The organism is Microbulbifer thermotolerans, from assembly GCF_001617625.1.
Classification (GTDB): domain Bacteria; phylum Pseudomonadota; class Gammaproteobacteria; order Pseudomonadales; family Cellvibrionaceae; genus Microbulbifer; species Microbulbifer thermotolerans.
In genome coordinates, this window is sequence record NZ_CP014864.1 from 695,173 (window position 1) to 710,312 (window position 15,140).

A 15,140-nucleotide genomic window follows, 5' to 3' on the forward strand; every position below is an offset into this window, starting at 1 on the left:
ACAGTGCTCTGCCTTACCAGATGACCACACGCTCTTCTTTCGGCAGGTACATGCCGTCACCTTCCTTGACATCAAAGGCTTTGTAGAAGGCGTCGATATTCGGCAGTACACCTTGCACCCGGTATTGTGCCGGAGAGTGCGGATCGGTTTTCAGACGCTCGCTCAGGGCCTCGTCACGCATTTTCGTGCGCCATACTTGCGCCCAGCCCATAAACAGGCGCTGGTCACCGGTGAAGCCATCGATCACTGGTGCCTCTTCGCCCTTCAGGGACATTTTGTAGGCCTTGTAGGCGATGCCGAGACCAGAAAGGTCACCGATATTTTCTCCCAGAGTCAGCGCGCCGTTCACATGCTCACCCTCCAGTGGCTCGAACGCATTGTACTGGTCGACCAGTTTGGCAGTGAGTTTCTCAAAGTTGGCGCGGTCGGAGTCGGTCCACCAGTTGTTTAGGTAGCCTTGGCCATCGTACTTGCTGCCTTGGTCGTCGAAGCCGTGGCCAATTTCGTGACCGATCACGCCTCCGATGGCTCCGTAGTTCACGGCATCATCCGCTGCCATATTGAAGAACGGCGGTTGTAGTATCGCTGCAGGGAAGACGATCTCATTCATCGGTGGGTTGTAGTAAGCGTTCACTGTCTGCGGGTACATGTGCCACTCACTGCGATCCACCGGCTGGCCCAGCTTGGCGCGGTCGTACTCGGAATCAAAACGGCGTGCCGCCAATACGTTGCCCACCAAATCGTTGCTCACTTGCAGCGCACTGTAATCGCGCCACTGGTCCGGATAGCCGATTTTAGTGGTGAAGTTGGCCAGTTTTTCCAGCGCGCGTTTTTTGGTTTCCTCTCCCATCCAGTCCAGAGATTCGATGGAGTCCTTATAGGCTGCCTTGAGGTTGTTGACCAGTTCCACCATGCGGGCTTTGGCCTGGGGCGGGAAGTATTTTTCCACATAACGTTTGCCCACCAGCTCACCGGCGGCGCCATTGACGAATTGCACCGCGCGCTTCCAGCGGGGCTCCATTTCTTCTATACCCCGCACTTTTGTGCTGTAGAAGTCGAAGTGCAATTGCGCCAATTCGCTGTGCATATAGGGCGCCATGGAGGTGAGCAGCTTCACCTTCAGGTAGCGCTTCCAGGTATCCAGATCCGTGTCGGTGATAATCTCGTTGACGGTTTTAAGGTAATCCGGCTGGCCGACGATAACGTATTCCGCTTTCTGCAAGCGAGCTTCCGGCAAATAGATGCCCCAGTTGATTGCCGGTAGCAGCGTTGCCAGTTCTTTCAGGGACTTTTTGTTATAGGTTTTTTCGTCGTCGCGGTTTTCTACTCGAGTCCATTGGTGCTCGGCGAGGCGTTTTTCCAGTGCGTAGATGGTCTCCGCGCCTTTTGTCGCATCTTCCATTCCCGCCAGCTGTTGCAGCTTAGTCAAGAAGTCGATGTAGGCGGCTTGCAGTTGTCGGCCTTTATCGGAGTCATCGAAGTAATAGTCTCGGTCCGGCAGGCCGAGACCGGATTGCCAGAGGTAAACCGCGTAGTTCTCTACGTCCTTCACATCTTGGTTGATGAAGACGCCAAAGGGCGCGTCGAAGCCGATGGCATCGGCATAGGCGAAATAGCGGGTCAGGTCGTCGCGGTTTTTGATGGCATCTACTTTCTGCAGCTCGCCAGTGAGGGCGGCCAACCCGCGGGATTCGATGCGTTTTTCATCCATAAAACTGTTGTAAAGAGCGCCGATTTTTTCCGCGTCTTCGCCCTCGGCTCTCTCGCTGGCTTCCATGATCAGCGCTTTCACTTGTTCGGTGCTTTTATCGCGCAGCTCGTAGAAAGTGCCCCAGCTGGATTTGTCAGCGGGAATTTCGGTCCTGGCCATCCAGGCACCGTTTACGTAGTTGAAGAAGTCGTCCTGGGGACGGACCTCTGTGTTCATCGCGGTCAGATCAATGCCTGAGCCGAGCTCAACCTGCTGTACCGCGGTGGTGTCGTCAGTGCTTTTCTCGGTTTTGGGGGCTTCGGACTGGGAGCAGCCGGCCACTATGCCGGCGACAGCGAGGGATAAGAGCAATTTTTTCATCTTGGGCCTTTGTTGGGCTGATAATTACGCCACGATACTAAGCCGCGCGCACTGCTAAGGGCAAGCCGACTGCGCTCAGGTGTGTCTGACAAGAGAGGAAATGAAAAGCCCCGCGATTGCGGGGCTTTGTGCGGCTGCCGATCAGTTCGGCAGGCGGAAAGTGATGGGCACAGTGAACTGGTAGTTGTCCCGGGCCAGTTGCGGTGGTGCCGCGGGGAAGGGGCTGGCGCGTTTTACCGCCTCCCGGGCCTCGCGGTTGAGACTGGCATAGCGGGATTCCTGCAGGGGTTGCACGTCTTTCACCCGCCCCTGGGGATCAATGGTCACGTTCAGACGCACACTGCCTTCCTGGCCGCGCTCCTGGGCGCGCTTTGGATAGGTGATGTACTTGAATGTGTGGCGCAGCAACATGGAGTGATAGAGCTGCCGGGCCAGGATCAGGTCTGCTGTCAGCGGCGCCTCGTCTTCTTCCTCCTCCAATTCCTGTACCGGCGGCGGAGTGGGCTTGGTGGCCGCGACTTTGGCCGGCTGGGGTTTCGGCGTGTTGGCTGCGGGCTTGGGTGCGGCCTCCTTCACGGGTGTTTGGGGTTGGGCGCTGGCAGCGGCTAGGCTGGGCGGCGGTATATCAGATGCCAGGTTGGGCTTGGCTTTGGGCGCGGGCTGTGCGGCGGCCACCGCTGTTTCCTCAGTGCTGGCCTCTTCCTCTTCTTCACTCAGCAGGGCCGTCAGCTGGGCGATTCGTTCGCTGCTCGGTTCCAGCAGTTCAAAGTTCCCCAGAAGTGAGGGCGGGACATCCCCCGCGGCCAGAAGGCCATCCCGGAAGTCTGTGGAAGGGGGTACCGGGCCTATCCAGGCGCGCAACAGGGTATTGAAGAAGTCGCGATCCGCGATTTCACCCAGGGCAATGCCGTTTAAGGCCACCTTGGTGGTGCCAGTGCCCGCTTCGAAGTCGATGGTCAGGCGGTCTCCCTTCTGGTAGCGGCCAGAAAAGAGCTTGGCGAAGGTCACCATGTTTTCTGCCTGGCTACTGAGCACATTGCTGGAGTTATTGATGGCGATCCCTTCCATCCACTGGTTGCGGAAGCGGCGCGCGGACAGGCTGTCGGCGACGATCCGCACCTCCAGGCGGCGCGGTGTATTGTTGTCGAGCAGTGCGCTGGCACTGTCGGCAAGCGTTTCGGAATAGACTGCGGCGATATAGCGGTCCTTGTTGAATTGTTGCTCCAGGGCGAGTCCGTTTAGTAACGGTGCGGCTTTGGCCGTTAAGGCCACCGCAAACACCATAAGGGCTATGATGAGCTTTATCGGTTTCATTGTTCCTTGGTGTCAGTTCTCATTTCCGGACGGGAAGTATCCGGCAGGTGAGTGGATTGCGCACATCTCCCCCGAAAGTGCGCAGCCAGATTAAAAAGTGCGCCGTTTTGGCACTATGGGACAATTTAATCTGAACCGTGTCTAACTCTACTGCAATTGCAATGTAGTTCAACCCTGAAATAGGTAGAATGTCTCGTTTTTTCAATTTCGGACGCTTGTAAAGAAGACAGTGATCACTCTGCCGATAGAATGCGGCGGTTTGGCGTTGTTTAAATGGCGTCTAATGAAAATTGTTTCGGTATTGGTTGGGGCCGGAACGGAAAATTATCACTAATTGTCAAATAGCGGATGGATATAAAGCTTCTCACTGACTGTCCACGCGATGCTGTGGATCGCCTATTAAACGTCATTCATTTGTTTCGTGACATTCGTGCGAGCAGTGAGTGGCAATATGACGTGTTGCTGAAGCGTTCGCGCCTGGTGGGTTTACAGCCGGGAGAACCGCTGTTGAACGCTGGAGATGTGGATCAGTGGGTTTATTTCCTGTTACGGGGCGAATTGCAGGTGCACGTTGAGGGTGAGCGGGAGCGGCTTGTAAGTGAGCGACCGCTTGCAATTATTCGTCCGGGGGAGCTGTTCGGGGATCTCTCGATGCTGCTCGCAGAGCCCCGCAGTGCCACCATTGTGGCTGCGCCAACGAGCCGCGATACACAGGTGTTGGGAGTAGACTGTACGCTGTTTGCGGATTTAGACGATTTCTCTTTATTGCATCTGCCCACAAAGCTGGTTTTCTATCGAAATATGGTGCACTCGTTGCGCTGGAAATTGGAGGTATACCGCTCCAAGTATCCCGGCCACCAATTGGCGGATAGTCATCGCAAGCTGAAACTTTACACTGGACCCAAAAACAGCCGCGAAGAGCTTTCAGCCCTGGCGGATCAGGCTCGCGCTTTGGCACGCATCCTGCTGGACTGGAATGCCGAATTTGGCAGTGGCCAACTGGTGGACGATGACCCGGAAGTAAATGACTTTCTCGAATCAATGCTGTCTTGATCTGTCTGCGCCTGTGGGTAGATCCTTCTTATTCATTGTCCTTACGACTGCCGCAAGCGCGCTATAAGGAACCTCTGGTTAATTTGTGTGAGCGCTATCTCGTTGCATTGAGGCGCTCTGGCAGTGTCCGTTCTATCATCTGAGTTGCTGATTTCAGGGCGGAATCGCTTTGCGTCAGGAAAGCAACTAGCAGAGGCGCCCCAACCAGTGCTCATCCGGCACTGTCTGGCAGACCGCCGGAATATGGAACATCAATCAAGACTGGAGGTTGTCGTGAGCTGGCCTAAATCAATAACGCAGAGAGCAGCGGAATTGCGCACAGAACTGAGCTCTGAGTTTGATTCGTTTATACGCGAACGCCAGCTGCCGGAAACATTTCATGAGTTAATTGATAACTACTATCTGCCGCTGGCCGTGTGGTTGGAGAAAAAGCGGCAGCCGGACTGTGCATTGGTGGTGGGTATTTGTGGTGGCCAGGGGTCTGGGAAGTCCACTTTGACGGAGTTTCTCCGTTCGGTCTGGCTGCGGATGGGATTGCGCAGTGTTGGCTTCTCTCTCGACGACCTCTATCTTACCAAGGCGGAGCGCGAACAGCTTGCGCGGCAAATACATCCACTACTCAAAACCCGCGGTGTTCCGGGTACTCATGATGTGCAGTTGGGATTGAAAACGATTGACGCACTGCTCGCCGCGGATGCCGGCAGTGATATCGCGCTTCCTCTGTTCGACAAGTCCACGGACGACCGCGCCCCCTGTTCTGAATGGCCGCACCATCGTGGCACTGTGGATATTCTGCTGCTCGAAGGCTGGTGTGTCGGCGCCAAGCCTTGGCGGAATGCAGATGTGCCTATCAATTCCTTGGAGAAAAATGAAGATCCGGATGGAAGCTGGCGGAACTACATCAACCGGCAACTGGCGGGGTCCTATCGCGAGCTCTTTGAACGCCTGGATCTGTTGCTAATGTTGAAGGTCCCTGATATGGAATCCGTGTTGGAGTGGCGACGTTTGCAGGAACGGAAGCTGCGGGAGCGAACTGGTGGCGGTATGGATGATAGAGCGCTTGTACGCTTTGTGCAGCACTATGAGCGTATTACCCGTAATCTCCTTGCGGAAATGCCTGCACGCGCCGATTGTGTGTTTGAGCTGGGACGCGATCACCGGATTTGCGGGATGCGCCTAAACTCTTGATGTCGCCGGGCCAGCACCCGCGTGCGGACATGGTGCGTATTTTTCGTGCCCATAAAAGAAAACCCGGCTGAAGCCGGGTTTTGCATTTGTGGAGCCTGAGACCGCTGCGTTGTGGTTACTTGGCCTTCGGAGGACGGCCCGGACCGCGCTTGGCGGGAGCTTTCTTCGGGCGGCCGGGGCCTTTCTTCGCCGCGGTGGTGGTGGTAGCGGCTTTTTTCGGGCGACCGGGGCCTTTTTTCGCCGCAGTAGTGGCGGTTTCGGCTTTTTTCGGACGGCCGGGACCTCTTTTCGCTGTGGTAGTGGCAGCAGTTGCGGCTTTTTTCGGGCGACCGGGGCCTCTTTTGGCTGTGGTAGTTGTAGTGGCCGCAGCTTTTTTCGGGCGACCGGGCCCTCTTTTCGCTGTGGTAGCTTTCCGTTTTGCGGCGGCAGCTTTCTTCTTCTCTGCAGCGGCTTTCTTCTTGGCGGCAGCGGCGGCCTTCTTGGCTGCGGCGGCAGCTTTCTTCTTCTCGGCGGCAGCCAGCTTCTTGGCGATAGCCGCTTCTTCCTTGGCAACAGCCTTGGCGATCTTGGCGGCGAGCTTGTTTTCCGCTTTGATGTTAGCCAGTTGGGCTTTGGCTTCACGGGCGGCGGCCTTGGCGTTATCCGCTGCCTGTTTGGCCGCGGCGGCCGCAGTCTGAGCGGCTTTCAGCTGACGCTGCTGTGCGGGGGTGCTCTTCTTGGCGCGTACGGTTTTAACCTTAGCCGCGGCGGTTTTGGCTTTGGCGGCAGCCTTGGCGGCGTCCTTGGCCAGCTTGTCAGCGGCTTTCTCCGCATCTTTCTCTTGTTTGGCGCGAGCCTGTTCCAGTTTGGATTTCAATGCGTTCAGTTCCGCCTCCAGTTTGGCGACGGGGCTTACTACAGCGGGCGAAGACTTTCTTTTTGCAGCCATAAAATATCCCTGTATTCAATATTGTTGTGGATGAGTTCAGTATTGTTGCAGATGAAGGGGCGCCTCTATCAATTATTCTCTACCGCTTTCAAACGCTTCCGGTCCGCCGGATCGGGCGGAGCCGGGAGGGCATTTCCGGCAGAAAAGAATTGATAGAGAAGCCCCTTGATTTCATCGCGCTAATTGCAGCTTATTTATATACTTGAATGCAAGTGTTTTCGCGGCATTTTTACTCTTTGATGCGTAAATTTAAGGTTTTTTTAACCACATTGGCATTTGTCTGGCTCTGGATCTGCGGATTTTGGGCAATTTATCGCTATTTTGGCTCCGGTGCGATTGCCTGGCTGGGGTTGCTGTTGAATGCCTGGGCGTTGCCTCTTTGGATGTTGCTGCGCTCTATATGGCCGGAGAAATATCGGGGAGACCAGCGAGAGTCGGCCGCATTTGCGGCAGTTTTGGCAGGGCTGGCAGTTGTTCTGCTCACTGATACAGACAGGGGGCAACCGGTTTATCTAGCTATCTGTAACCTGTTTATCTTTCTTGTTTACCTGTTTCACCTCAGCGCAGTGCGTCACCCGGATATGCCCGCCGTTGACTCCCGCTTTCCGGAATTGGTTGTCACCAGTTGCAAAATTTGGCATGCGGAAGAATATGCGCGCCGGAATAACTTCTGTGGTTTGCTGTTGATTTTTTTACGGGGAAGATGTTGTGCGGACAGTCGTGCATTGATTGCCGAGTTACGCGAGCTATCGCCGCATTTGCAAAAGCGGAGTGTGGGTCTCGTGCTCTTTAGTACTTCTCCTGCTTCCGACTGGGGCGGAAGCGGGCAGCTAGCAGCGGAAATACTGCAGCTTGAGAGCGGTGCTTGCGCGAATTTACCCTTTGTCGTTGCGGGCGGCGCACCGCTGCTGCCCTGTTCCAGAACGACTGCCGCGGCCCGCCCCTGTCAATGGCTGTTGGACAGTGAGGGGGTTGTCGTCTGGCGGCACCTGCCGCACAACTACCGAACGCCCGGCAGTGCGGACCTCTTACGCAGTCAATTGTTCCGCCTGGAAGAGTAATTTGTCAGTGGCGGTAAGGGGTTGGTGTCACCTCTAATTGATTGGCTACTGGGGGGCGATTTTCTTCTCTCGGATGCATAGCTCATGTGGTTTGATGGCGGCATTGAAAACCGGAGAAAAATGGCCGGCGCTACGGGTGGGAAAAGATCATCTATTACCTGGCTGCCTCCACCACAACGGTGGTACCCAGGCGAATTTAACCGGGCTTCTTTATAGTGGCCCATAGGGCAAATAGCGGTTATTGGAATTTTGCCGAATCCACAGCAACTGTTCGCGACTGAGAGGTGTGTTGCGCTGGCGCAGCGCCTTGGCAAGCGGAATCACTGCTGATTCCGCACCGGCATCCCAGCCCGGCAGTTGCATTTCTGCCAAGGTGAAAAATCGGATGAGCTGCCACAGTTGCTCGTCGCTCCAGTGCGCACTTTCTTCAAGCCAGCTTTGTGCGGGAAGACGTATCAACCGGGAATCCCGTTGATCCGCTTCTGCCAGAGATTCCATCAAGGGAGCGGATGACTGCGCGGCAGCGATAAAGCGTTGCAGCTGGTTGCGGTCGAATTGCGTTTTATCGCTGCAGGCATTGGCTGCACTTTCGGGTTCCCAGGCACCGACACTCATGACATGCTTCTCTCTGCTCAGTGGAATGGCCGCGGATTATAGGGATTGAATGCGGGTGGAGCCATAGGGCCCGGCAACGGGTAAAATAGCTGCCCTACTTATATAGAAGAAAGACACAGTACCGAGGATAGGATGGAATTCATTTCCCAGCCAATACCGGCGACCAAGCGCGTGGCGCTGGTCGCACACGACAATCGCAAGGGGGCTCTGATTGAGTGGTGCAGCCGTCACCGAGAGTTGTTGCAGCGGCACCGTCTGGTTGGAACAGGTACCACCGGCAGTAAGATCGAAGCGGCTACCGGCCTGCAAGTGGAGAAGCTGCTCAGTGGCCCCATGGGTGGGGATCAGCAGCTGGGCGCCCGGATCTGTCAGGGAGAGGTAGATCTGCTGATCTTCTTTTGGGACCCCTTTGAGCCTATGCCCCATGACCCGGACGTCAAGGCATTGTTGCGTATTGCCGCGGTATGGAATATCCCGGTGGCCTGTAATGGCGCCAGTGCGGATATGATGGTGCAATCGGTGCTGATGGAGCGTGAGTTTGAGCGCGAAGTGCCCGATTATCAGGGCTATCTTGCAGGCAGGTAGTCGAACCTGGTGTTCAAATAATGACCTTTAGCTTGTGGGCGGTACTCTTAACTTATTGATATTGCTGGCTTTTTTGTTCGGTGCCAGGTTCCACTTGCAATGCTGGCAATTTCGCGGCAATCTTGCCCCCCTGATCAGACCGGTCAATCCGGCGCCATTCGCAATAAATAACTATACGGTGTTTTATGAGTAGACGACGCGGTAAGGCCGTAGAAGAGGAAAAAGCGGATATCGACCTGACGCCCATGCTGGACGTTGTGTTTATCATGCTGATCTTCTTTATCGTAACGGCGTCTTTTGTCAAAGAGAAAGCGCTGGACGTCAACGTGCCCGATCCGGAGCAAACCCAGCAGAACCCGCCGGATCCCGATAAGCAGAATATCCTGCTCACGGTCAACGCCAACGACGAGATTTGGATGGGAACCAGCCGCATCGATAGCCGTGCCGTGCGCGCTCGTATCGCGCAGCTGTTTGCCGAGAACCCGCAGGCTATCGTGATTGTGCGCGCGCACAACAAGTCGAGTGCCGATACCTATGTGCAGATTGCGGATGCGGCCAAGGAAGTGAACTCCAATATACAGGTGTCCCTGGTCCCATACGAGGACTAAGTGCCCCCGCATAGAAAAAGCCGGCTGGTGCCGGCTTTTTTTGTATTTGCGCTGGGGGAGGTCTCACTCCCCCCCCCTCGCAGTCGGCTGTGGAAGCCGGGTCAAAACTCCGAGCGGATTGCCCAAAGGTCGGGAAACACCGGCTTAAACAGGGTCGTTCGCAGATAAGCGGCGCCGTTGGAGCCGCCTGTGCCCACCTTGCTGCCAATCGTCCGCTCCACCATCTTTACGTGCCGGTACCGCCACTGTTGCAGTAATGTGTCAATATCCACCAAGGCCTCGCAAATCTCGCTGATCAAAGGATCATTGCGGTAAATATCAATTAGTATCTTCTGCACCGCGGGTGAGGGTTCGGCTATCTTGCTGAAGTCGCGCTTCAGCTCACTTTCCGGAACCGGGTGCCCTTCTTTGGTCAGGAAGTTCAGAAAGGCGTCCCAGAGCGTGGGGGCTTGCAAGCGTTTTTGTAGGCGCAGGTAGTGTTCCGAGCCAGCCTCGTAGTTGTCCAGTTTTTTGGGGTCCTTGGCGCCGTATAGAAACTCCAGCTCGCGGAACTGGAAGGACTGGAAGCCGCTGGCGGTGGAAAGCCGGTCTCGAAAGGACATGAACTCCAGTGGTGTCAGGGTCTCCAGGATATCCACCTGCTGAATCAAGGTGCGGTATATCGCGCCCACCCGTTTCAGTGTGTGCAAGGCGCGATTGCGTTCGCCCTCATCGAACAGCACCACCAGATAGTCCAGTTCATGCAACAGCTGCTTGAACCACAGTTCGTAGCTCTGGTGAATAATGATAAACAGCATCTCGTCGTGTTCAGGCCCATCCGACAGTGGGATCTGGCACTGCAACAACTCGTCTACTTTCAGGTAAGAGCTATAAGTAATGGTCATAGGGGATCGATTCTTGATTGGTCTTTGACCAGGCGCGAAATATTGTTTTCTTTATATGGCGCGGATCAAAATTAAAATTGCATAAATGTTATTAGTATTAGGGCCATTATAAGGGGCTCTTCGCATCAGAGTGTGAACTTATCGCGTAACTGAGAATTTGCAAGCGTTCTGTCCGGGCGCGAGAGGGTTTGCTTTGTTCCGGTCACCGACAAGTTTCGCAGTACCTGTGCCGCCTTTCGTGCCTATGGTTTGGCGTGGAGCGCCTCTGCGCTTTTTTATTTCGGATGAAAAGAACCGGATAAGGTTGGGAAACCCTCTAATGGAAAGATCGATACAGGCGCTGCGCATTGACGGCGCTCGTCTCTGGGACAGTCTGATGGCAATGGCCAGCATCGGTGCCACGCCCGCAGGAGGGTGCAATCGCCAGGCACTAACTGATGAAGATAAGCAGGGCCGGGACCTGTTTGTGCGGTGGTGCCGCGAAATCGGCTGTGAGATTCGCGTAGACCGCATGGGCAATATTTTCGCCCGTCGCGCGGGTACCGAAGCCGGAATAGCACCGGTGATCACAGGGTCTCATCTCGATACCCAGCCCACCGGCGGAAAGTTCGACGGTGTTTACGGGGTCCTCGCCGGTTTGGAGGTACTGCGGACCTTAGAAGACAAGGGCATAAAAACCAGGGCCCCGCTGGAATTGGTGGTGTGGACCAACGAGGAAGGGGCACGTTTTTCCCCGGCGATGATCGGCTCGGGAGTCTGGGCCGGAGAGTTCACGCTGGAATACGCTCACAGCCGCGCCGACAAGAGCGGCAAGACCATCGGCGAAGAGCTGGCGCGCATCGGTTACCTGGGCGAGCTGGCGCCGGAGCCGGGCCCCGTGACCGCGGCCTTTGAGGCCCATATTGAGCAGGGCCCTATTCTGGAAAAGCAGAATGAGACGATCGGTGTGGTCACCGGCGTCCAGGGTATTCGCTGGTACGACGTTACTTTCCGCGGCAAGCCTTGCCACGCAGGCCCCACACCCATGGCCGACCGGCGCGATCCGGTACAGGCACTGGCCATTCTGTGCGAACGCCTCTACAGCGAAGTCAAAGCCTATTCCGACGACGCCCGCATGACCTGCGGCGACCTGCGCGCTGAGCCCGGCAGCCGCAACACGGTGCCGGAGAAGGTGGTTTTGGCTCTGGACTTGCGCCACCCCAAACCCGATGGACTCGAGCACCTGCACCGCACCCTCTACCGGCTGGCGGAGCAGGTAGAGGAGGCTGCCGGCGTTACTATCGATGTGCGCGAGGAGTGGCACTCGCCGCCGGTGCAGTTTGATGAGTCCTGTGTTGCGGCGGTCAGCGCGGCGGTGGAAAGGCTCGGCTACAGTCACAGAAAGATGGTCTCTGGCGCCGGTCACGACTCCGTGTATGTCTCCCGCGTCGCGCCGGTGTCGATGATCTTTGTGCCTTGCGCTGGCGGCTTGTCCCACAACGAAGCCGAATTCGCGGAGCCGGCGCATTTGGAAGCCGGCTGCAACGTGCTAATGCACGCGATGCTGGACAGGGCGGGAATAGCGTAAAACGGTTTCCCCACCCGAGCCTCTGATCCGCTTGAGCGTACTGTCTCGCTTTTAGGGGTACTCGGGTAGATGCCCAGTGCGCAACCATTGAAGGCTCCCCGAGAAGGGGTAACGCTTGTTTACAACATCCGGAACAATAAGCCATGACTGAATTCACTCTGAAGCGACGTAAAGACGAAGGCGGCACCGCACCTCTGGAAAACTGGGGGATGGACTCCGAGTACGGACTGCTGCGCGACGTGCTGATCGGCCCAGTGGACAATTTCAGCTGGCGCACCGGCAATGCCAGTGCGCGCCGCGCGGAGCGTCTGGGGTTCGAGTTCGACCATAAGGTGGCCGCGGCCCAGCATGTGGAAATGCTGGATGCTTACCGCCATGCCGGTGTGAATGTGCACTTGATCCCCGCGGACAGCAGCCTGCCCTACCAGATCTACGGTCGCGACTCTTCGGTAATGACGCCCTGGGGACCGATTGTCACCCAGATGTACAGCCCCTGGCGCCGCGGTGAATGGGTGCCCATCGTGAAGAAATACGCCGAGTTGGGGATTCCGATTTATGACTGCATTACCGCCGGTTCGCTGGAAGGCGGCGACTTTATGGTACTGGAACCCGGCGTCATCTTATGCGGTTACTCCGGGGAGCGCACCAGCAAGGCGGGCTTCGAGCAAATGAAGGGCTGGATTGAGAAGGAAGGCTGGGAGGTCAAAGGCTATCCCTTCGATCCTTTCTTTCTACATATCGACGTGATGGTGGCCATGCTGGCGGAAAAGCTGGCGGCGGTCTGCGTGGATGCGGTAGAGCCGGAGCTGGTGCAGTGGTTCAAGAGCCGCAACATCGAGATTATCGACATCTCCTTCCCACAGATACTGGAACTTGGCGTCAATGTCGTCGCGCTCGGCAACGATCGCGTTATGCTGCCAAAAGCCAACAAGGCACTGGCAGAGCGGTGCCGCGCACACGGGCTGGAGGTGATTGACCCCGATATTTCCATGATTACCCCCGGCGGTGGCGGCGTGCACTGTATGTGTCAACCTCTGCGTCGGGATTCGGTGGCCAAATCGGGCGCCTGACGTCAACCAAACTGGTCGATTCGGAACTCGCCCGCGGCGCACTGGTGGTTACCATTAGCCTGGAAAACTTCCAAGCGCACAGGACTCTCTCTTACAGTTGTTCCACTGACGGGAGGGGTGCGTGCAACACTGACAAGCGGAGAAGCCCATGCAAAGTTCCTGCGCGGAAATCCAGGCTAAGGTCACCGACCGTGTGCTGGAAATCACGATTAATCGCCCCGAGCGCAAGAATGCCCTCACCATGGCCATGTATACGGCCATGGCCGAATTACTCAATGAGGCCGCGGAAAGTGCCGAGATTCGCGTCGCAATTATCTCCGGTGCGGGAGGGGCCTTTACCAGTGGCAATGACCTGCTGGATTTTCTCGGCGGTTCAGCGTCCAGTGCGGATTCGCCGGTTTTCCAGTTTATGCTGGCCCTGTACAACTTCCCCAAGCCCGTGGTTGCTGCGGTCAACGGCCCCGCGGTCGGGATAGGCACCACCATGCTGCTGCACTGTGATATGGCCTTTGCCGGCAGCGACGCTCTGTTCCAGATGCCATTTGTGAATTTGGGGTTGGTGCCGGAGTATGCCTCAAGCTTTTTCCTCCCGCGTATAGCGGGGCATGTCAAGGCGGCGGAACTGCTGCTGTTGGGCAAAAAGTTTGATGCGGATGAAGCAGTGGAAATTGGCATTTGTAACGCTGCGGTACCGGCGGATCAAACCCTGGCGCGGGCCCGGGCTGTTGCCTCCGAGTTGGCGGCAAAGGCGCCGGAAGCGGTGCGCCTGGCCAAACAGCTGCTGCGCAAGGGAACACGTCAAGTGGGCATGGAGGTGATCAAAGAGGAGGCCCAGTACTTCCAGCAGCGCCTGTCCTCAGAGGAGTTCAAGGAAGCCGCCACGGCCTTTATGGAAAAGCGGCCGGCGGACTTTTCCCGCTTCGAGTAACAAAAAGCCCCTTCGCGGGGCTTTCTGCTTAAGGAACCTCTGATTAATTCACTCGGGAGCTGTAGTGTGCTTCTGGGGCGGGCCGGGCAGGGTAGATTTTGTCGATAACGCGTATTGCCTTGTCGGGATGATCGGTAAAGACGCCATCGACACCCAGACGGCGGATAAAGAGTTGCAGCAGATTGTCAAAACGGGAGAATTTTCCCGGCAGCTGCTGAACATCGGCACGGAAAGTGTAGGGGTGTATCACTAGATTCTGTTGCCGGGCTCTTTGTGCCAGCCCAGTGGATACTGGCAGCCCTCCCTCCAGGCGTATCAGCATCATGTTCCAGGGGCCTATTCCGTCGGCGTAGCCGGCAATCTTCTGCAACCCGGCGGATTCCAGCATCCAATCGTAATCGTAGTTAACCAGTTCTCCGTTGGTCTCTACCTTCTTTTCTCCCCACTCGGTATCTGCAATCAGTTGTACCAGGGGAAGATCCATACCGAGGCGCGGCATCAGTTCCCATTTGATACGTTGCAGTTCCTCTGCGTCAAAACTCTGCAGATATATATTCTGCCTGCGGTCCACATAGCCGTACTCTTTTAATTTGATCAGCGTCAGCAGGGCGATGTCTTTGCCTTCTCGGTGGTGGAACCAAGGTTTTTTGATTTCCGGATAAATGCCGATGTTGTACCCAAGGCTTTTGTTTAACCCTTGGATCAGTTCGATTTCTTCGTCCAGGGTGGACAGCTGGAAACTGGAATTCCACAGCGGGAAGCGTTGCGGGTACTTAGGGGTTTGCACGCCGCCATTAGTGACAAAGGGTTCACTGACTTTGAGCTGCTTCAGTTCGGCAAGTGTGAAGTCGATCGTATAGTAGTGGCCGTCATCGCGGGCACGATCTGGAAATACCTGGGCCACGTTGGTGATATTGTCCAGAACAATGTCGTGCATCACGATCAAGTGATCATCCTTGCTGAGGGTGAGGTCCTGTTCTATGTAGTCTGGGCGCATAGCATAGGCTAGGGCTTTGGACTCCAGAGTGTGTTCCGGCAGGTATCCAGAGGCGCCCCTGTGGGCGATGACAACCGGTCGTTCACTTTTCCAGGCAAATGCGCCACTGGCCAGGGATAGGAGGGGTGCCGTCAGTGCAACGGCAGAGAAAACGGCTATCAGTGTGGATCGGATCATCTTAGTGGCCGATGGGGTGGTGGATTTGGATATTTTTTACGGAATCTTTGTGACACTTTGGTAACAGTCAGGCCGATGCGGCGCTGAATGGAAC

14 protein-coding genes are annotated in these 15,140 nt (G+C 56.2%); 8 read left to right on the forward strand and 6 right to left on the reverse strand.

Annotated features, from left to right (window positions below; genetic code table 11):
* Positions 1 to 13: 13 nt before the first annotated feature.
* Together A3224_RS02930 and A3224_RS02935 are read right to left on the reverse strand one after the other, a co-directional pair.
* Positions 14 to 2,071 carry a M13 family metallopeptidase gene (locus A3224_RS02930; RefSeq protein ID WP_067151249.1) on the reverse strand — a complete coding sequence of 686 codons (2,058 nt, stop codon included), beginning with the start codon at positions 2,069 to 2,071 and terminating at the stop codon, positions 14 to 16.
* A 141-nt stretch (positions 2,072 to 2,212) separates the two neighbouring features.
* Positions 2,213 to 3,385 (reverse strand): TonB family protein, encoded by a 1,173-nt coding sequence (locus A3224_RS02935; protein WP_067151251.1) that lies wholly within the window; start codon positions 3,383 to 3,385, stop codon positions 2,213 to 2,215.
* 348 nt (positions 3,386 to 3,733) lie between these two features.
* On the opposite strand from A3224_RS02935, the gene A3224_RS02940 reads away from it, so the two are divergent.
* The gene (locus tag A3224_RS02940) at positions 3,734 to 4,438 is read left to right on the forward strand and encodes a Crp/Fnr family transcriptional regulator (protein WP_067151254.1); all 705 of its coding nucleotides are present in this window, start codon (positions 3,734 to 3,736) and stop codon (positions 4,436 to 4,438) included.
* Positions 4,439 to 4,750: 312 nt separating this feature from the next.
* Positions 4,751 to 5,626 (forward strand): phosphoribulokinase, encoded by an 876-nt coding sequence (locus tag A3224_RS02945; RefSeq protein ID WP_197463034.1) that lies wholly within the window; start codon positions 4,751 to 4,753, stop codon positions 5,624 to 5,626.
* A gap of 115 nt (positions 5,627 to 5,741) precedes the next feature.
* Here the strand turns inward: A3224_RS02945 and A3224_RS02950 are convergent, their stop codons facing one another.
* On the reverse strand, positions 5,742 to 6,554 hold the full coding sequence (locus tag A3224_RS02950) for a hypothetical protein (protein WP_067151257.1): 813 nt from the start codon (positions 6,552 to 6,554) through the stop codon (positions 5,742 to 5,744).
* 239 nt (positions 6,555 to 6,793) lie between these two features.
* Here A3224_RS02950 and A3224_RS02955 point away from each other — a divergent pair, with 239 nt between their 5' ends.
* Positions 6,794 to 7,615, forward strand: a complete 822-nt coding sequence (locus tag A3224_RS02955; RefSeq protein WP_156481413.1) for a hypothetical protein — start codon at positions 6,794 to 6,796, stop codon at positions 7,613 to 7,615.
* Between the two features lie 210 nt (positions 7,616 to 7,825).
* On the opposite strand, the gene A3224_RS02960 is transcribed toward A3224_RS02955, so the two are convergent.
* Positions 7,826 to 8,230, reverse strand: coding sequence for a hypothetical protein (locus tag A3224_RS02960; protein WP_067151265.1), 405 nt, complete (start codon positions 8,228 to 8,230; stop codon positions 7,826 to 7,828).
* Positions 8,231 to 8,362: 132 nt separating this feature from the next.
* Between A3224_RS02960 and A3224_RS02965 the strand changes: the two genes are divergently transcribed.
* Together A3224_RS02965 and A3224_RS02970 are read left to right on the forward strand one after the other, a co-directional pair.
* Positions 8,363 to 8,815 carry a methylglyoxal synthase gene (locus tag A3224_RS02965; protein WP_067151268.1) on the forward strand — a complete coding sequence of 151 codons (453 nt, stop codon included), beginning with the start codon at positions 8,363 to 8,365 and terminating at the stop codon, positions 8,813 to 8,815.
* Between the two features lie 185 nt (positions 8,816 to 9,000).
* The gene (locus tag A3224_RS02970) at positions 9,001 to 9,423 is read left to right on the forward strand and encodes an ExbD/TolR family protein (RefSeq protein WP_067151271.1); all 423 of its coding nucleotides are present in this window, start codon (positions 9,001 to 9,003) and stop codon (positions 9,421 to 9,423) included.
* Between the two features lie 101 nt (positions 9,424 to 9,524).
* Here A3224_RS02970 and A3224_RS02975 read toward each other — a convergent pair whose 3' ends face one another.
* On the reverse strand, positions 9,525 to 10,307 hold the full coding sequence (locus A3224_RS02975) for a tryptophan 2,3-dioxygenase (protein WP_067151274.1): 783 nt from the start codon (positions 10,305 to 10,307) through the stop codon (positions 9,525 to 9,527).
* Positions 10,308 to 10,626: 319 nt separating this feature from the next.
* On the opposite strand from A3224_RS02975, the gene A3224_RS02980 reads away from it, so the two are divergent.
* From A3224_RS02980 to A3224_RS02990, 3 genes are all read left to right on the forward strand, one after another.
* A complete protein-coding gene (locus tag A3224_RS02980; protein WP_067151277.1) occupies positions 10,627 to 11,874 on the forward strand; it encodes a Zn-dependent hydrolase in 1,248 nt (415 codons plus the stop codon).
* A gap of 143 nt (positions 11,875 to 12,017) precedes the next feature.
* Positions 12,018 to 12,944: a dimethylarginine dimethylaminohydrolase family protein gene (locus A3224_RS02985; RefSeq protein WP_067151280.1), complete on the forward strand. Its 927-nt coding sequence runs from the start codon at positions 12,018 to 12,020 to the stop codon at positions 12,942 to 12,944.
* Positions 12,945 to 13,092: 148 nt separating this feature from the next.
* Complete coding sequence (locus tag A3224_RS02990) at positions 13,093 to 13,872, forward strand: enoyl-CoA hydratase (RefSeq protein ID WP_067151283.1); 780 nt, start codon at positions 13,093 to 13,095, stop codon at positions 13,870 to 13,872.
* 43 nt (positions 13,873 to 13,915) lie between these two features.
* On the opposite strand, the gene glpQ is transcribed toward A3224_RS02990, so the two are convergent.
* Complete coding sequence (glpQ, locus tag A3224_RS02995; protein ID WP_082817364.1) at positions 13,916 to 15,046, reverse strand: glycerophosphodiester phosphodiesterase; 1,131 nt, start codon at positions 15,044 to 15,046, stop codon at positions 13,916 to 13,918.
* Positions 15,047 to 15,140 lie beyond the last annotated feature (94 nt).

Coding starts and splice junctions, on each gene's coding strand:
- A3224_RS02965 (WP_067151268.1), top strand. CDS start 8,363: ATGGAATTCATTTCCCAGCCAATACCGGCGACCAAGCGCGTGGCGCTG.
- A3224_RS02960 (WP_067151265.1), bottom strand. CDS start 8,230: ATGAGTGTCGGTGCCTGGGAACCCGAAAGTGCAGCCAATGCCTGCAGC.
- A3224_RS02970 (WP_067151271.1), top strand. CDS start 9,001: ATGAGTAGACGACGCGGTAAGGCCGTAGAAGAGGAAAAAGCGGATATC.
- A3224_RS02930 (WP_067151249.1), bottom strand. CDS start 2,071: ATGAAAAAATTGCTCTTATCCCTCGCTGTCGCCGGCATAGTGGCCGGC.
- glpQ (WP_082817364.1), bottom strand. CDS start 15,046: ATGATCCGATCCACACTGATAGCCGTTTTCTCTGCCGTTGCACTGACG.
- A3224_RS02950 (WP_067151257.1), bottom strand. CDS start 6,554: ATGGCTGCAAAAAGAAAGTCTTCGCCCGCTGTAGTAAGCCCCGTCGCC.
- A3224_RS02990 (WP_067151283.1), top strand. CDS start 13,093: ATGCAAAGTTCCTGCGCGGAAATCCAGGCTAAGGTCACCGACCGTGTG.
- A3224_RS02975 (WP_067151274.1), bottom strand. CDS start 10,307: ATGACCATTACTTATAGCTCTTACCTGAAAGTAGACGAGTTGTTGCAG.
- A3224_RS02940 (WP_067151254.1), top strand. CDS start 3,734: ATGGATATAAAGCTTCTCACTGACTGTCCACGCGATGCTGTGGATCGC.
- A3224_RS02980 (WP_067151277.1), top strand. CDS start 10,627: ATGGAAAGATCGATACAGGCGCTGCGCATTGACGGCGCTCGTCTCTGG.
- A3224_RS02955 (WP_156481413.1), top strand. CDS start 6,794: ATGCGTAAATTTAAGGTTTTTTTAACCACATTGGCATTTGTCTGGCTC.
- A3224_RS02985 (WP_067151280.1), top strand. CDS start 12,018: ATGACTGAATTCACTCTGAAGCGACGTAAAGACGAAGGCGGCACCGCA.
- A3224_RS02935 (WP_067151251.1), bottom strand. CDS start 3,385: ATGAAACCGATAAAGCTCATCATAGCCCTTATGGTGTTTGCGGTGGCC.